A 14,997-nucleotide genomic window follows, 5' to 3' on the forward strand; every position below is an offset into this window, starting at 1 on the left:
GCTGGCTTCAATCGACCCGTTTTCCGGCCTGATCGAACCAATGCAGCTTTTCGGCTTTGGCCACGACACGCAACTGGTCACCAGGCTTTGCGGCGGCGCGCCCTGAGACGCGCACGACGATACGGCTACCGCCTGCGGCGCAGTGAAGAAAGCTTTCGGCACCGACCGGTTCGACTGCCTTGACTGTCGCCGGCAGGACGAGCGCACCGGCCAGCGCCTCCGCATTGAAGGTCACGTCGGCATCTTCCGGACGAAAACCCAGTGTCACGGCTGGTGTTTCGCGAGCCGCAAAGCCGATCGCCGTCCCGTCAGCCAATACCGGGCCTGAGGAACTTCCGGTGAGCGCCAGAAGATTCATCGGTGGCGCGCCGATGAAGGAAGCGACGAAGATCGAGGCTGGCTTCTCGTAGACGTCGAGCGGCGCGCCCGTTTGCTCGACCAGTCCGGCGTTCATGACAACAAGGATGTCGGCCAGCGTCATCGCCTCCAGCTGGTCGTGGGTGACATAGACCGAGGTGACGCCGAGCGTGCGCTGCAAATTCTTGATCTCGACCCGCATCTGGCCGCGCAGTTTGGCATCGAGATTGCTGAGCGGCTCGTCGAACAGGAAGACTTTCGGGTTGCGCACGATGGCGCGGCCCATGGCGACACGCTGGCGCTGGCCGCCGGAAAGCTCGCGCGGGCGCCGGTCGAGCAGCGCCGAAAGCTCCAGCACCTTGGCGGTCGAACGCACCCTGCTGTCGATCTCGTCCTTCGGCGTGCCGCGGTTGCGCAGGCCATAGGCCATGTTGTCGTAGACCTTCATATGCGGATAAAGCGCGTAGTTCTGGAACACCATGGCGATGTCGCGCTCGGTCGGGCCAATGGCGTTGACCACCTTGCCGTCGATGGCGACCGTACCGGCAGAAATGGTCTCCAACCCAGCGATCATCCTCAGCAGCGTGGACTTGCCGCAGCCGGAGGGGCCGACCAGAACACAAAGCTCCCTGTCGGGAATGGCGATGGAGACCCCCTTCACGGCTTCGACGCCGCCGGGATAGACCTTCTTCACGTCCTTCAGATCGACGGTCGCCATCGGCTTCTCACTTTTCGGATTCGACCAGGCCGCGCACGAACCAGCGTTGCATCAGCACGACCACCAGGATCGGCGGCACGATGGCCAGCATCGCCGTGACCATGACCAGGTGCCATTCGGTATCGGCATCGGCGAAGGAAACCATCTTCCTCAGCGCGATGACGATGGTGTTCATATCGTTGCTGTTGGTGACGAGCAGCGGCCAAAGGTACTGCGTCCAGCCGTAGATGAAGAGGATCACGAAAAGCGCCGCGATGTTAGTGCGCGACAGTGGCAAGAGGATATCGAAGAAGAACCGCCATGGCCCGGCACCATCGACACGCGCCGCCTCGACCAATTCGCCCGGTATGGTCATGAAGAACTGGCGGAACAGCAGCGTCGCAGTGGCGGAGGCAATCAGCGGGATGATCAGGCCGGCGTAGGTGTCGATCATGCCGAGGTCGACCATAACCTTGTAGGTCGGCAGGATGCGCACCTCAACGGGAAGCATCAAGGTGATGAAGATCAGCCAGAAGAAGGTCATGCGCAAGGGAAAGCGGAAGAACACGATCGCATAGGCCGACAGGATCGAGATGAAGATCTTTCCCACCGCAACGCCGAGCGCCATGACCGTGGTGTTGAGGAGCAGTTGGCCGACGCTTACACCGCCGATGCGGCCAATACCGCCGAACAGCGCCTCGCTGTAATTGTTCCAGAGCTGGCCGCCGGGCAAGAGCGGCAGCGGCGGCCTGAGGATGGTTTGCAGCGTGTGGGTCGAGGCAACGAAAGTGTAGTAGATCGGAAAAGCCACGATCAATATGCCAAGGATGAGCACGGCATGGGCGATGAAGGTGCGGAGCGGGGACTGGCCGATCATCGCTGCCCTCAACCGTAATGGACTTTGCGTTCCACGTAGCGGAACTGGATGGCGGTGAGCGCAATGACGATGGCCATCAGGATGACCGACTGCGCCGCCGAGTCACCCAGGATCAGATTGACGAAGCCGTCATTGTAGACCTTGTAGACCAGCGTCTCGGTCGTCTTGCCCGGCCCGCCGCCGGTGACGGCATGAACGATGCCGAACGTGTCGAACAGCGCATAGACAGTGTTGACGACCAGCAGGAAAAAGGTCGTCGGCGCAAGCAGCGGGAAGACGATAGTCCAGAAGCGCTTGGTCTCGCCGGCGCCATCCATCGCCGCCGCCTCGATCAGCGTTTTCGGCACCGCCTGCAGGCCGGCGACGAAGAACAGGAAATTGTAGCTGATCTGCTTCCAGGCAGCCGCCGACACCAGCAGGATCATGGCGTGGGTGCCGTTGAGGAGCGGGTCCCATGCGATGCCGAGGCTTCTCAGCAAATATGCCAACGAGCCGATCGAAGGATTGAACAGAAACAGCCACAGCATGCCGGCAATCGCCGGCGCCACGGCATAGGGCCATATCAACAATGTGCGGTACAGGCCTTTGCCGCGCACGGCCTTCTCGGCCATGACCGCAAGCAAAAGCGCCACGCCCATCGCAACGATCGCGGTCGCAAGCGAAAACACCACGGTGACGTGGATCGAGTTGAGGTAGGCCGGATCGGCCAGCACCTTGCGGAAATTGGCGAACCAGACGAACCTGGTCCTCAGCCCGAACGGGTCTTGCCTGAGCATCGACTGGTAAAGCGCCTGACCGGCCGGCCAGTAGAAGAAAACCAGTGTTATGGCGAGTTGTGGCGCCACCAGCAGGTAGGGCAGGATCTTGTTGGGAAAGACGATGCGTGGAGACAGGCTGATTTCCCTCGCTATCCAGGAATCGCCCACGCGAGCTCGCGTGGGCGATATTCCAATCGATCGACCGAGATAATCTCGTCAGTTCTCGAGCGCTTCCTCGATCGCGGCGTTGCCGCGCGTGACCGCATTGTCGAGCGCCTGCTGAGCGGTTTGCTGGCCGGCCAGCATCTTCTCGAACTCCTCGTTCTGGATATCGCGCACCTGCGGCAGATTCGGCAGGCGCACGCCCTTCGAGTTATCGGTCGGCGCCTTGCCCGTCATCTGCAGGATGGGTGTCTCGCGGCCGGGGTTTTTGTCATAGAAGCCTGATTTCTTGGTCGCCTCGTAGGCGGCGAGCGTCACCGGCAGGTATCCCGACTTCTGGTGCAGATATTCCTGCACATCGGTCTTGGACAGATAGGCGAAGAAGGTCGCGACGCCCTTGTATTGCTCGTCCGACTTGTTGCCGAAGACCCACAGGCTGGCGCCGCCCGGCGTGGTGTTCTGCGGTGCGCCCTTGGCGTCGGCGTCGTAGGGAAGCTGGCCGATGCCATAGTTCATGCCGGACTTGACGATGTCGCCGAGGCCGCCCGACGATTCGGTGAAGATGCCGCATTCGCCGGCCAGGAAGATCTGCTTGGCTTCGGAGGTGCGCCCGCCATATTTGAAGGTGCCGTCCTTGGCGAGGTCTGTGAGCGCCTGGAAGTGGTTGACGAAAATCGGCGCATTGATCTTGAGCTCGACATCACCGCCGGCCAGGCCGTTTTGCTGGGTGGCCCAGGGCACGTCATTCCACGCCGCAAAGTTCTCGAGATGGATCCAGGTCAGCCAGGTCGAGGTGTAGCCGCATGAGGCGGCGCCGCTCGCCTTGATCTTCTTGGCAGCTTCCCACACTTCATTCCAGGTCTTGGGCGGGTTGTTCACATCGAGACCCGCCTTCTGGAAGATGTCCTTGTTGTAATAGAGGATCGGCGAGGAGGAGTTGTAGGGGAAGGACAGCATGGTGCCGTCCGGCTTCGAATAATAGCCGACGATGCCGGGCAGATACTGGCTCTTGTCGAAGGTCATCCCGGCACCGGTCATCACCTCGGCCACCGGCTTGATCGCACCCTCGGCCGCCATCATCACGCCGGTGCCGACATCGAACACCTGGAGAATATCGGGCGCCTGTCCGGCGCGGAAGGCAGCGATGCCGGCATTCAGCGTCTCGGGATAGGTGCCCTTGAACACCGGAACCAGCTCATAGTCGCTCTGGCTGGCGTTGAAATCCTTGGAGATCTTGTCGACGACTTCGGCGTTGGCGCCGGTCATGGCGTGCCACCAGCTGATCTGCGTGACGGCGAAAGCGGAAGTGGTGGAAAGCAGCGTCAAGGTGGCGGCGACACCGGCCGCGAAGCCGAAGAACTTCATGTTTCATCTCCCGTTTTGTCATTGGCGAAAGGGCACTCTCGCAATGGCAATATGTGCCGCTCGTGACAATTGGACAACGGTTTTGTTGCGGATCGATGAACTCGATCTCCACGCAAAGTGGTGCACGCTTGCGAATGAGAGCTGATGGAAAGGGATTGCCAAGCCGGCTTACGGCTCGAACAAGGCGACGAAGACCGGCAACAAATCGCTGGCGCCTAGTCCGACTTTCCGAGCGCTGTCACGACCAGCCGCTTGGCGTCCGGTCCCGACCATTCGGCCGGGCCGTTCATATGAGCGATCAGGCAGCCTTCGCCGTCGATCAGCATGGTGACCGGCAGGCCGAGCGCCAGGCCGCGCGTCTTGAGATCGTTGAACAGCGCCATCGTCGAATCGCGGTAGTAGCCGAGCGCCTTGACGCCGGTTTCCTCGAGGAACTTCTTCGGCTTGGCGTCGTCGCCGACATCGACGTTGACCGCGACGACCTCGAAGGCGTCGCTGCCCATTTCTTTTTGCAGCGCGTCGAGCGCCGGCATTTCGGCGCGGCAGGGTGCGCACCATGTCGCCCACAGATTGAGCAGCAACGTCTTGCCGGCATGGTCGGCGAGCGTCATCGGCTTGCCGCCAGGGTCGTTGAAGGCAAGGCCCTTCAGCGATTGCGGCGGATCAGCCGGCAAAAGTGCTGCCACTTGGCCGGTGGCAGCCGCCGCGACCGTCTTGGCGCGGTCGGCCTTGGCGGCGCAGGCGACATCGTCCGTGCTGTCGCCAACGGCGACTGGCGCGGGCGCGTTGTTGCCAGAACCGCTCTCGCTGACATATACCGCGACCGCGCCCGCAAGCACGCCCGCCACCAAAGCGGCGAGGATGAGGCGCGGGGCCGGGAAAAATCGATTGCCGTCTGCCATTTTCTAAAAACTGCTCCGGAGCACGGGTTATAGCGATGAGCGACAAGAAGGCCAGCAACCAGATGTGGGGCGGACGTTTTGCCTCGGGTCCGGCCGCGATCATGGAAGCGATCAACGCGTCGATCTCGTTCGACCGCAAACTCTATGCGCAGGATATCAGAGGCTCGATCGCCCATAGCGAGATGCTGGCGCAGACGGGCATTATTTCGACGGCCGATCAAGAAAAAATCGCTCACGGGCTGAACACGATCCTGGCAGAGATCGAAGCCGGCACGTTCGAGTTCTCGACCAGGCTGGAAGACATCCACATGAATGTCGAGGCCCGCCTTGCCGAGCTGATCGGCCCGGCCGCCGGCCGCCTGCATACCGCCCGCTCCCGCAACGACCAGGTAGCGGTCGATCTCAGGCTGTGGGTCAAAGACGAATGCTTTCGCGTCGCCGAGGCGCTGAAGGGCCTGATCACGGCGTTCCTGGAACGGGCCGAGGAGCATGCGGCGACGGTGATGCCGGGCTTCACCCACATGCAGGCGGCGCAGCCGGTGACCTTCGGCCACCACTGCATGGCCTATGTCGAGATGTTTTCGCGCGACCTGTCGCGTGTCCGCGACGCCATCGAACGGATGGACGAAAGCCCGCTCGGTGCGGCCGCCCTTGCCGGCACAAGCTTTCCGATCGACCGGCACCAGACGGCCAAGGCGCTCGGCTTCCGCGAACCGATGCGCAACTCGCTGGACAGCGTTTCGGACCGCGATTTCGCACTGGAATTCTTGGGGCTGGCGGCGATCTGCGCGACGCATCTGTCGCGGCTGGCCGAAGAGATCATCATCTGGTCGACGCCGCAATTCGGCTTCGTCAGGCTGTCGGACTCATTCTCCACCGGCTCCTCGATCATGCCGCAGAAGAAGAACCCCGACGCCGCCGAGCTGGTGCGCGGCAAGACCGGCCGCGTCACCGGCCATCTGGTCGGCCTGCTGACGGTGATGAAGGGCATGCCGCTGACCTACGGCAAGGACATGCAGGAGGACAAGGAATCCGTGTTCGACGCCGCCGAGACGCTCGATCTGATGCTGGCGGCGATGACCGGCATGGTGCGCGACATGACGGTGAACGCGGCCGCCATGAAGAAGGCCGCCGGGTCAGGCTATTCGACCGCGACCGACCTTGCCGACTGGCTGGTGCGCACGCTCGGCCTGCCGTTCCGCGAGGCGCACCACGTCACCGGCCGCGCGGTGGCGCTGGCCGAGGAGAAGAAAATCGGGCTCGACAGGCTGCCGCTGGAAAACTTGCAGTCCATTCACCCCGACATCACGGCGGACGTGTTTTCGGTGCTTGCCGTACAGAATTCGGTGAAGAGCCGCACGAGCTTCGGCGGCACCGCGCCGTCGGAGGTGAGGAAGCAGATCCGATACTGGAAAAAGCACATCGCCAAGGCGTGATGCTCGTGCGGCGAATCCGAAATTCGCATCACGCTGGAGCAGCGCGGCGAGCGAATTTCGGATTCAAAAGCCGCACGAGTTAATTGATGAATTCTAGTGTGGTTTTGGATTTGAAGTTCCTTGACGCGAATGCCATCAATGACAGGAACTTCTAATCCACCACACTAGGTGCAATGCCAGCAAAACTCGGCTAAAAGCGGCGGGCGAAAGTTTCAGACGGATGGATCGATGACCGCAAGCAGGATTTTGGTGACGCTGACGCTGCTGGTGGCGCTGGCAACCGTAACGGCCTGCGGCAGGAAAGCCGGCCTCGACACGCCCTATGAGGCGGCCGTGCAGGCGCGCAAGGACGCACAAAAGGCCGAGCAGCCCGTGCCGCCGGAGCCGGAAAAACCGGTCAAGGACAAGAAGTTCATTCTCGACCCGCTGATCTAGAGCCGATGAGATCGGCCGATCCTATCGGCTTCAACATCCGGAACCACTGCTGTGAACCATTTCGACTACCGCGACGGCGTGCTGCATGCCGAGGACGTGGCGATATCAGATATCGCCGCAAGCGTCGGCACGCCGTTCTATTGCTATTCGACGGCGACGCTGACCAGGCATTTCCGCGTGTTTGCGCAGGCCTTTGCCGGGCTCGACGCGCTGGTCTGCTACGCCATGAAGGCGAATTCCAACCAGGCGGTGCTAAAGATCCTGGCCAAGCTCGGCGCCGGCGCCGACGTGGTCTCGGAAGGCGAATTGCGCCGCGCCCTGGCCGCTGGCATTCCGGCCAACAAGATCCTGTTTTCGGGCGTCGGCAAGACCGCGCGCGAAATGGATGTTGCGCTCTCGGCCGGCATTCTGTGCTTCAACGTCGAATCCGAACCGGAACTTGAATTGCTGTCGGCCCGCGCCACGGCACTGGGAAAAGTGGCTGCGATCTCGCTGCGCATCAATCCCGATGTCGACGCCAAGACCCACAAGAAGATCTCCACCGGCAAGGCCGAGAACAAGTTCGGCATTCCCTGGCAGAAGGCACGCCAGGTCTATGCCCGCGCAGCTGAACTGCCTGGCATAAAGGTCACCGGCATCGACACCCATATCGGCAGCCAGATCACCGAATTGCAGCCCTTCGACGACGCCTTCGCGCTGCTGGTGGAGCTGGTCGTCGTGCTGCGTGCCGACGGGCACGCCATCGAGCACATCGATCTCGGCGGTGGCCTCGGCATTCCCTACCGCGTCGACAACAGCCCACCCCCCTTGCCGGACGCTTATGCCCAGATCGTCAGAAATCACGTCACCAAGCTGGGATTGAAGGTGATGTTCGAGCCGGGCCGGCTGATCGTCGGCAATGCCGGCATTCTTGTCTCGCAAGTGATCTTCGCGAAGGAGGGCGACGCCAAGAACTTCCTGGTCGTCGATGCCGCGATGAACGATCTGATCCGGCCGACGCTCTACGACGCCTTCCATGACATCAAGCCGGTGGTGCAGCAGCCGGCTGCGGCGCCGCGCATCACGGTCGACGTGGTCGGCCCAGTCTGCGAGACCGGCGATTATCTCGGCCTCGACCGCGACCTGCCCCGGCTGAAGGCCGGCGACCTGATCGCCGTCGCCACTGCCGGCGCCTACGGCGCGGTGCAGGCCGGCACCTACAACACCCGCCTGTTGGTGCCCGAAGTGCTGGTCGACCGCGATCGTTTCCACGTGGTGCGCCCGCGCCAGACCTATGATGCGCTGATCGGACTGGATTCGCTGCCCGACTGGCTGGAATAGACCCATGATCCCGAAAAAGTGGGAACCGGTTTTCGGAAAAGATCATGGTCAAACAAGAATAGATCGCCTGCAGCGCTACAACCGGTGCTGAATGAGCGCCCTCGTCTCGGCGATCCTGTCCTCGTCGCGGCGATAGAACGTCCACTGTTTGATACGCTTACTGCTCAGAAGGCCGGCCCGGGTGAGCACCCGCATATGCTCGCTGAGCGTCGCCTGGGTAATGCCAAGCTTTTCCGCAATCAGCAGCGCGCAGACGCCGTCCTCGACAAGATCGCCATCCGCTTGGCGTGGAAAATGCGCGCGCGGGTCCTTCAGCCACTCGAGGATTTGCAGCCTGCGCTCGTTGGCGATCGCCTTGAAGACATCAACCTCTTGCATTTAGCCATTTTGCTAAGTTACTAAGTGATGTCAATCCTTGGGAGCAGGCCATGCTTAACCGCAATAGCATCACACGCGAACGCATCGCCGCAATGGAACCCCGCATCCGGCCATTCGTGCGCCACACGCCGGTGCTGCGCGTCGACATGGCCGATTTCGGCCGTCCGCCTCTTGCCGTCGACCTGAAGCTCGAATGCCTGCAGCATTCTGGCTCGTTCAAGGCACGCGGCGCCTTCACCAATCTTCTCGAGCGGCCGGTTCCCAAGGCTGGCGTTGTCGCGGCATCGGGCGGCAATCATGGCGCTGCGGTCGCCTATGCCGCCATGCGGCTCGGTCACAAGGCGACCATCTTCGTTCCCGAAGTGAGCCCGCCGGCCAAGCTGGAACGCATCCGCGGCTACGGCGCCGAGCTGGTCGTCGGTGGCGCGCGCTATGCCGAGGCGCTGATCGCCAGCGAAGACTTTGCCGAAAAGTCCGGTGCACTGCAGATCCACGCCTTCAACCAGGAGGAAACGCTTGTGGGGCAAGGCACGCTTGGCCTCGAGATCGAGGCCGACCTGCCTGGGCTCGACACACTGCTGGTCGCCGTCGGTGGCGGCGGCCTGATCGGCGGCATCGCCGCCTGGTTTGCCGGCCGAATCAGGATCGTCGCCGTCGAGCCCGAAGGAGCGCCGACGCTTTATCGCGCCTTCGAGGCCGGTCAACCCGTCGATGCGCCAGCCGAGGGCATCGCCGCCGATTCGCTGGCGCCGAAGCGCGTCGGCGAAATGATGTTTCCAATCGCCGAGGCCTTCGTCGAGCGTTCCATATTGGTCAGCGACGACGAGATTATCGCCGCGCAGGCGGCGCTTTGGGACCGAGTGCGAATCATCGCCGAGCCGGGCGGCGCTGCGGCCTTCGCGGCGATCCTGTCCGGCCGGTACGCGCCGGCTGCGGGCGAGCGTGTCGCGGTACTGGTCTGCGGTGCAAACGCCAATCCGGCTAAATTCTGACGATAACGGGGGCAGTCCTGTTCACGTTTTAGGGAACTGCCTCGCCTTCGCCGTGTTTCTTGGTATGTTTGTAGCGACGTGCATCTAAGGGTTTGAGTCCTTCGCATCCGATTCTCGGGCCGGTGCGACAGATTTGTGAGGTTCGGGTTATCCGCCCGAATAGGAAGGGCCGATGACGCAACGACCCACCTTCACCAGTGATCGCAGCCTGGCCGGGCGCCTTGCTCTGAGCCGGCTGGCGACACGGGTCTCGATGACGGTCGAGCGTGGCTGGCCGTTGCTTCTTCCGCTGGTCATCGTCGCCAGCCTGTTCCTCAGCGTCTCGTGGCTCGGCCTCTTCCTTCTGCTGCCCGACACGGCGCGCATGAGCCTCATGGCAGTGTTCGGCATCGCAGCCCTTGCCGCGCTCTATCCCCTGCGTTTCTTCCGGGTGCCGACCAGCGCCGAGATCGACCGGCGCATCGAGGCTGCCAACCAATTGCTGCACAGCCCGGTGCTGGTGCAGACCGACCGGCCGAGCGGCAGGGAGAGTATTTTTTCGCAAGCGCTGTGGCGTGAGCACCAGAAACGCATGGCCGAAAAACTCGGTAACCTTGGTGGCGACATGCCACGCACCCGGGTTCCGGAGCGCGACCCGTGGGGGCTGCGCGCCGTGGCGGCGCTTTTGTTGGTCACCGCCTTTGCCTTCTCCTTTGGACCGTCGGGCGGCCGCATCGCAGACGGGTTCAGTGCCCACGCGGCGCGCGACGCGGTGCCGCCGCGCATCGACGCCTGGGTGACGCCGCCGGCCTACACCGGCAGGCCGCCGGTCTTCCTCACTTCCCCCGCCCTCGCCAACCCAGCCCTCGCCGACAATGGCAAGCAGGCTGCGTCCACCTTCACCGTTCCGGAAGGCAGCGATGTGTCCCTGCGCGTCACCGGCGGTTCGGGCGAGGAAACGCTGAGCTACGCCGACGCCGACGGCAACGCCAGCACCATCGAACCGACCGGGCAGAAGGCCGACGCGGCCAAACCGGCGGCGGCAACGCCCTCGACGGCAACGCCCTCCACGGTGCGCCAGTTCACAGGAAAGCTGACGACCAACGGCACGCTGACGCTGCAATCGGGCAATGACGAACTCGGCAACTGGGCCTTCGCGGTGATCCCGGACAAGCCGCCACAGATCCGCTTCGTCGGCGAGCCGAAACGCGCCGTCAACGGCTCCTTCGAACTCAACTACCAGATCGACGACGACTATGGCGCGGCCTCCGCCAAGGCGGATTTCGCATTGGCCGATCCACCGGCGCCGAATGCGCATCCGCTCTATGGCCCGCCCGAAATGCCGCTGACGCTGCCGCGCCGCGGCGCCAAGGGGAACGCCGCCAAGACCACGAAGGACCTGACCGAGCATATCTGGGCCGGCGGCAACATCAAGCTCACGCTTGTCGCCACCGACGACGCCGGACATACGGCAACCAGCGAGACTAAGACGCTGGTGATGCCGGAGCGGCCTTTCTCCAACCCGCTGGCGAGGGCCGTGATCGAGCAGCGCCGCGTGCTGGCGCTCGACGCCAACTCCAAGAGCCGCGTGCTCGACCTGATGGACGCGATCACGCTCAGGCCCGAAGATACGTTCGATAACATGGCGCACTACCTCGCCATCATGAGCGCCCGCACCCGGTTGAAGATGGCTGACAGCGACGACAAGCTGCGCGACGAGGTCGCCTATCTGTGGGAGATCGCGCTCGGGATCGAGGAAGGCAATCTTTCGGAGGCCGAGCGGCGGCTGCGGCAGGCGCAGCAGGCGCTGCAGGACGCGATCAAGAACGGCGCCAGCGACGAGGAAATCGACAAGGCGATGAAGGAACTGCGCGAGGCGATGAACCAGTTCCTGCAGGAATTCGCCCAGCGTGCGCAGCAGAATCCGAACGCGCCGCAGATGCAGCAGAACGGCCAGGAACTGCGCCAGAGCGACATCGAACGCATGATGGACCAGATCGAAAACCTGGCGAAATCAGGCGATCGCGACAGCGCGCAACAATTGCTTTCGCAACTGCAGGACATGATGAACAATCTGCAGGCCGGACGTCAGCAGCAGGGCGGCCAGCAGAACAGTGAAATGCGCCAGCAGATGGATAAGCTCGGCGAGATCATGCGGCGCCAGCAGGAGATGATGAACGAGACGTTCCGCATGGACCAGATGCAGCGCGGCCAGCAACAGCGCGGGCAGAATCGCGACGACCAGCTCGGCGAGAACGGTGAGCAGGGCCAAATGGGCGAACAGGGCGAGCAGCCCGGCCCAGGTGAAGACCGCGATCCGCTCGGCCGGCCAATGACGCCGCAGGAGTTCGCCGACGCGCTGAAGCGGTTGCAGGAAGGCCAGGGCAAGCTGCAAGGCGACCTCGACCAGCTGAGAAAAGGTCTCGAAGGCATGGGTCTCGAGCCCAATGAAGGGTTTGGCGAGGCCGGCAAATCCATGGGCAACGCCGAACAGGCGCTTGGCGACAGCGATGGCGATCAGGCCGTCGGTCACCAGGGCCGCGCGCTGGAAGCGCTGCGCAAGGGCGCCAAGGACATGATGAAGCAATTGCAGGCCATGCAGGGCGACGAGGGCGACGGCGAGCGAGGCGGCCGCCAGCAGAACGCCGACCGCGATCCGCTCGGCCGGCCGCGCGCCACCGAGGGTCCCGATTTCGGCGATTCGGTGAAGGTGCCGGACGAGATCGACGTGCAGCGCGCCCGCCAGATTCTCGAAGCGATCCGCAAGCGGCTCGGCAACGCGCTCAGCCCCGACATCGAGCGCAGCTATCTGGAGCGGCTGCTGGAGCTGAAGTAAAGCTGCCCTGCTCTAGCGGTTGGTGAACGCCTCTCGGATCGCCTCTTCCATGCCGTCGATGGCCTCGCCGGAAGCGTTCGGATTGCGCCGCAGCACTACGTTCGACGAATCAATGTCGCCGAACCCGTCGGCGGCCGTAAGTTCGCGGCAGCCGGCCGGGATGTTGCTGCGCGAGATCGGCGCAATCGCCAGCCCGGAGGTGACGGCGAGCCGCAGGCCGCCATTGGTGTCGCTGGTATAGGCGACACGGTAGGCGAGACCGCGCTGTTCCAGCGACTTGATCGCGAAATCCTTGCACCAGCCGGCACGATTATAGAGGGCGATCGGCACCGGTCGCTCCTCATGCATGTGATGCAGCTCCGACGTTACCCATACGGTCGGATCATGCATCAGCACCTGTCCGCCGGAGAGGTCCTGCCATTCGAACACCACCGCCAGATCGAGGTCGCCGGCGGCGAGCGCCGCGATCTGCGCACCCGAATGCGCGTAGCGGACGGTGATGTCGACCTGAGGATGGCGCTTGGCAAAAGCGCCGAGCGCGCGAGACAGGATCGCGTGGCCATATTCCTCCGGAATGCCGATGCGAACCGGCCCGCCAAGCGGCGCTGCGACCATCGATGCCGCCGTCTCGTCCAGCAGCGATACGATCCGGCGGGCGTTGATGATGAGTTCGCTGCCGCGGCGCGTCAGCGCCACACCGCGCGAGCCGCGCTCGAACAGGCTGTCGCCGAGCACATCTTCGAGCTTCTTCATCTGCATCGAAACCGCCGATTGGGTACGGCCGGCCTGCTCCGCTGCCTTGGTGAAATTGCCGGTATCGGCAACCGCTACGAAGGTGCGCAGCAGATCGCTGTCGAGCGTGAGCTTCATTTGTCCGCCATAAGAAATTCTGATTGCTGGCATCATTCCAATTCGTTTGCAACATGTCAAACGGCGGATAATAGTCGCCTCACCCATTGGACATGCGGCTGCGAAATCGGCCGCGGACCAATATAGAGTCCTCACTCGTACCCGCTGCCCGAAACGGTGGCGGGTTCTTTTTGATGCATGTCGCCCAAAAGTGCGCAGCGGTTTTGGGACAGCGACAGGCATAAACAAAAAATTGCCAGGCTCGGCTGTCGGGCCGCACACGCAAGGAGCCGTCGAACGACATGCAGAACCGGACCGTCCTCGGCATGGCAAGCCTTTGCCTCGGTGTTCTGGTGTTCTCGCTCCAGGACCCGCTGATCAAAGCCGTATCGGGCACTTATCCGGTGACCGAGGTGATGGCGATCCGCTCGATCGTCGCCCTGCCCATTCTTCTCGTGCTCGTTCATGCCGATGTCGGGCTCAGCGCGATCTTTTCAAAGCGATTTCGCATGCTGACGATGCGCGCCTTCATCCTGTTCACCTCCTACACCGTTTACTACCTGGCGATCGCCGCCCTGCCGCTTGCCGACGCGGTGGCGCTCTATTTCATGGCACCGCTGTTCATCATGGCGCTTGCCGGCCCTTATCTCGGCGAACGGGTGGCGTGGCAGACGCTGGTCACCGTCATGGTCGGGATGCTGGGCGTGCTGGTGATGCTGCGGCCCGGTGCCGGGCTGTTCGACTGGGCAGCGCTGCTGTCGCTGGCCTCGGCGGTGCTGTACAGTTTTTCGCAGTTGATGGCCCGCAAGATCGGCGACACCGAATCATCCACGGTCATGGCGTTCTATCAAAACGGCGTCTATCTCCTGGGCGCTGCGGCGGTTGCCGGGCTGTTCTGGCTGGCAGGAATAGCTCACGCCACGCATCCGAGCCTCGAATTCCTGGTCAGGCCATGGATCTGGCCGACGCCGATCGATTTCCTGAAGATGGCGGCCTGCGGCTTCGTCGCTTCGGCTGGGATGGTCCTGTTGTCGCAGGCATACCGGCTGGCGCCCGCCAACAGCGTCGCCACCTTCGAATACACCGGCATCATCTGGTCGCCGCTGTGGGGTTTCCTGTTCTTTGCCGAAGTGCCGCGATCGACCACCGTCGTCGGCGCCGCCCTCATCATCGGCGCCGGTCTGTTCGCGCTAAACGCCAATCGGCGCCGGAGCAGCGCGCCGGCAATCGCGGCAACCTGCGATCCGGCCTGACTGCAATCAGGCTTTGGCCGCTAGGCAAAACAGGCGAGCGCCTGTTCGACACGCGCGCGGATTTCTGCCAGCGTGAACGGCTTTTGCACGACGTCCACAATGACACCGTTCAATTCCTCGGCGCGCTCGCGCTGGTCGGCATAGCCGGTCATCAGCAAGATCTTCATCGCCGGAAAAAGCGATGCCGCCGATTTGGCCATTTGGATGCCGTCCATTTCCGGCATCCGGATATCGGAAACGACAAGGTCATAGCCGCCACGTGCTGCGCGGATCAGGGCAAGCCCTTGCGCGCCGTCGGCGGCGATGTCGATCATATGCCCGGCGCGTTCGAGCGCGCGGGCGGCGAGGGTGCGGACGGACTCATCGTCCTCGACGATCAGGAGCTTTGCCATAGCGGAATG

The 14,997-nt window shown here is 63.0% G+C and carries 14 protein-coding genes; 6 read left to right on the forward strand and 8 right to left on the reverse strand.

The features are described from left to right. Positions 1 to 7: 7 nt before the first annotated feature. The 5 genes from ACWTU7_RS20560 to tlpA all read right to left on the reverse strand — a co-directional run bounded on the left by ACWTU7_RS20560 (position 8) and on the right by tlpA (position 5,118). Positions 8 to 1,075 carry a sn-glycerol-3-phosphate import ATP-binding protein UgpC gene (locus ACWTU7_RS20560; RefSeq protein WP_455839996.1) on the reverse strand — a complete coding sequence of 356 codons (1,068 nt, stop codon included), beginning with the start codon at positions 1,073 to 1,075 and terminating at the stop codon, positions 8 to 10. Between the two features lie 7 nt (positions 1,076 to 1,082). After that, positions 1,083 to 1,931: a sn-glycerol-3-phosphate ABC transporter permease UgpE gene (gene ugpE / locus ACWTU7_RS20565; protein WP_095493408.1), complete on the reverse strand. Its 849-nt coding sequence runs from the start codon at positions 1,929 to 1,931 to the stop codon at positions 1,083 to 1,085. An 8-nt stretch (positions 1,932 to 1,939) separates the two neighbouring features. After that, on the reverse strand, positions 1,940 to 2,824 hold the full coding sequence (ugpA, locus tag ACWTU7_RS20570; protein WP_029348593.1) for a sn-glycerol-3-phosphate ABC transporter permease UgpA: 885 nt from the start codon (positions 2,822 to 2,824) through the stop codon (positions 1,940 to 1,942). 81 nt (positions 2,825 to 2,905) lie between these two features. Next, positions 2,906 to 4,216, reverse strand: coding sequence for a sn-glycerol-3-phosphate ABC transporter substrate-binding protein UgpB (gene ugpB, locus ACWTU7_RS20575; RefSeq protein ID WP_455839997.1), 1,311 nt, complete (start codon positions 4,214 to 4,216; stop codon positions 2,906 to 2,908). A 215-nt stretch (positions 4,217 to 4,431) separates the two neighbouring features. Further along, positions 4,432 to 5,118 carry a thiol:disulfide interchange protein TlpA gene (gene tlpA, locus ACWTU7_RS20580; protein ID WP_455839998.1) on the reverse strand — a complete coding sequence of 229 codons (687 nt, stop codon included), beginning with the start codon at positions 5,116 to 5,118 and terminating at the stop codon, positions 4,432 to 4,434. 35 nt (positions 5,119 to 5,153) lie between these two features. On the opposite strand from tlpA, the gene argH reads away from it, so the two are divergent. The 3 genes from argH (at position 5,154) to lysA (ending at position 8,309) form a co-directional block, all read left to right on the forward strand. Next, the gene (gene argH, locus ACWTU7_RS20585) at positions 5,154 to 6,554 is read left to right on the forward strand and encodes an argininosuccinate lyase (RefSeq protein WP_455839999.1); all 1,401 of its coding nucleotides are present in this window, start codon (positions 5,154 to 5,156) and stop codon (positions 6,552 to 6,554) included. A gap of 228 nt (positions 6,555 to 6,782) precedes the next feature. Next, entirely contained in the window at positions 6,783 to 6,989 is a 207-nt protein-coding gene (locus tag ACWTU7_RS20590) for a hypothetical protein (protein ID WP_029348597.1), read from the forward strand. 51 nt (positions 6,990 to 7,040) lie between these two features. Beyond that, on the forward strand, positions 7,041 to 8,309 hold the full coding sequence (gene lysA / locus ACWTU7_RS20595) for a diaminopimelate decarboxylase (protein ID WP_455840000.1): 1,269 nt from the start codon (positions 7,041 to 7,043) through the stop codon (positions 8,307 to 8,309). Between the two features lie 75 nt (positions 8,310 to 8,384). On the opposite strand, the gene ACWTU7_RS20600 is transcribed toward lysA, so the two are convergent. Continuing rightward, the gene (locus ACWTU7_RS20600) at positions 8,385 to 8,687 is read right to left on the reverse strand and encodes an ArsR/SmtB family transcription factor (protein WP_455840001.1); all 303 of its coding nucleotides are present in this window, start codon (positions 8,685 to 8,687) and stop codon (positions 8,385 to 8,387) included. Positions 8,688 to 8,737: 50 nt separating this feature from the next. Between ACWTU7_RS20600 and ACWTU7_RS20605 the strand changes: the two genes are divergently transcribed. Then, a complete protein-coding gene (locus ACWTU7_RS20605; protein ID WP_455840002.1) occupies positions 8,738 to 9,679 on the forward strand; it encodes a threonine/serine dehydratase in 942 nt (313 codons plus the stop codon). A gap of 172 nt (positions 9,680 to 9,851) precedes the next feature. Further along, positions 9,852 to 12,494 (forward strand): TIGR02302 family protein, encoded by a 2,643-nt coding sequence (locus tag ACWTU7_RS20610; protein ID WP_455840003.1) that lies wholly within the window; start codon positions 9,852 to 9,854, stop codon positions 12,492 to 12,494. Between the two features lie 12 nt (positions 12,495 to 12,506). Here ACWTU7_RS20610 and ACWTU7_RS20615 read toward each other — a convergent pair whose 3' ends face one another. Then, complete coding sequence (locus tag ACWTU7_RS20615) at positions 12,507 to 13,364, reverse strand: LysR family transcriptional regulator (RefSeq protein ID WP_455840004.1); 858 nt, start codon at positions 13,362 to 13,364, stop codon at positions 12,507 to 12,509. Between the two features lie 281 nt (positions 13,365 to 13,645). Here ACWTU7_RS20615 and ACWTU7_RS20620 point away from each other — a divergent pair, with 281 nt between their 5' ends. Next, positions 13,646 to 14,596 carry a DMT family transporter gene (locus ACWTU7_RS20620; protein WP_455840005.1) on the forward strand — a complete coding sequence of 317 codons (951 nt, stop codon included), beginning with the start codon at positions 13,646 to 13,648 and terminating at the stop codon, positions 14,594 to 14,596. A 20-nt stretch (positions 14,597 to 14,616) separates the two neighbouring features. Here the strand turns inward: ACWTU7_RS20620 and ACWTU7_RS20625 are convergent, their stop codons facing one another. After that, positions 14,617 to 14,988, reverse strand: a complete 372-nt coding sequence (locus tag ACWTU7_RS20625) for a response regulator (protein WP_455840006.1) — start codon at positions 14,986 to 14,988, stop codon at positions 14,617 to 14,619. Positions 14,989 to 14,997: the final 9 nt, after the last annotated feature.

It is taken from the genome of Mesorhizobium sp. BHscii (assembly GCF_053848065.1).

Bases quoted from the DNA above. Each gene is read 5' to 3' on its own strand.
- argH (WP_455839999.1), top strand. From the start codon at position 5,154: ATGAGCGACAAGAAGGCCAGCAACCAGATGTGGGGCGGACGTTTTGCC.
- ACWTU7_RS20610 (WP_455840003.1), top strand. From the start codon at position 9,852: ATGACGCAACGACCCACCTTCACCAGTGATCGCAGCCTGGCCGGGCGC.
- ACWTU7_RS20590 (WP_029348597.1), top strand. From the start codon at position 6,783: ATGACCGCAAGCAGGATTTTGGTGACGCTGACGCTGCTGGTGGCGCTG.
- ugpB (WP_455839997.1), bottom strand. From the start codon at position 4,216: ATGAAGTTCTTCGGCTTCGCGGCCGGTGTCGCCGCCACCTTGACGCTG.
- ACWTU7_RS20620 (WP_455840005.1), top strand. From the start codon at position 13,646: ATGCAGAACCGGACCGTCCTCGGCATGGCAAGCCTTTGCCTCGGTGTT.
- ACWTU7_RS20615 (WP_455840004.1), bottom strand. From the start codon at position 13,364: ATGAAGCTCACGCTCGACAGCGATCTGCTGCGCACCTTCGTAGCGGTT.
- ugpE (WP_095493408.1), bottom strand. From the start codon at position 1,931: ATGATCGGCCAGTCCCCGCTCCGCACCTTCATCGCCCATGCCGTGCTC.
- ACWTU7_RS20600 (WP_455840001.1), bottom strand. From the start codon at position 8,687: ATGCAAGAGGTTGATGTCTTCAAGGCGATCGCCAACGAGCGCAGGCTG.
- ACWTU7_RS20560 (WP_455839996.1), bottom strand. From the start codon at position 1,075: ATGGCGACCGTCGATCTGAAGGACGTGAAGAAGGTCTATCCCGGCGGC.
- ACWTU7_RS20605 (WP_455840002.1), top strand. From the start codon at position 8,738: ATGCTTAACCGCAATAGCATCACACGCGAACGCATCGCCGCAATGGAA.
- ACWTU7_RS20625 (WP_455840006.1), bottom strand. From the start codon at position 14,988: ATGGCAAAGCTCCTGATCGTCGAGGACGATGAGTCCGTCCGCACCCTC.
- tlpA (WP_455839998.1), bottom strand. From the start codon at position 5,118: ATGGCAGACGGCAATCGATTTTTCCCGGCCCCGCGCCTCATCCTCGCC.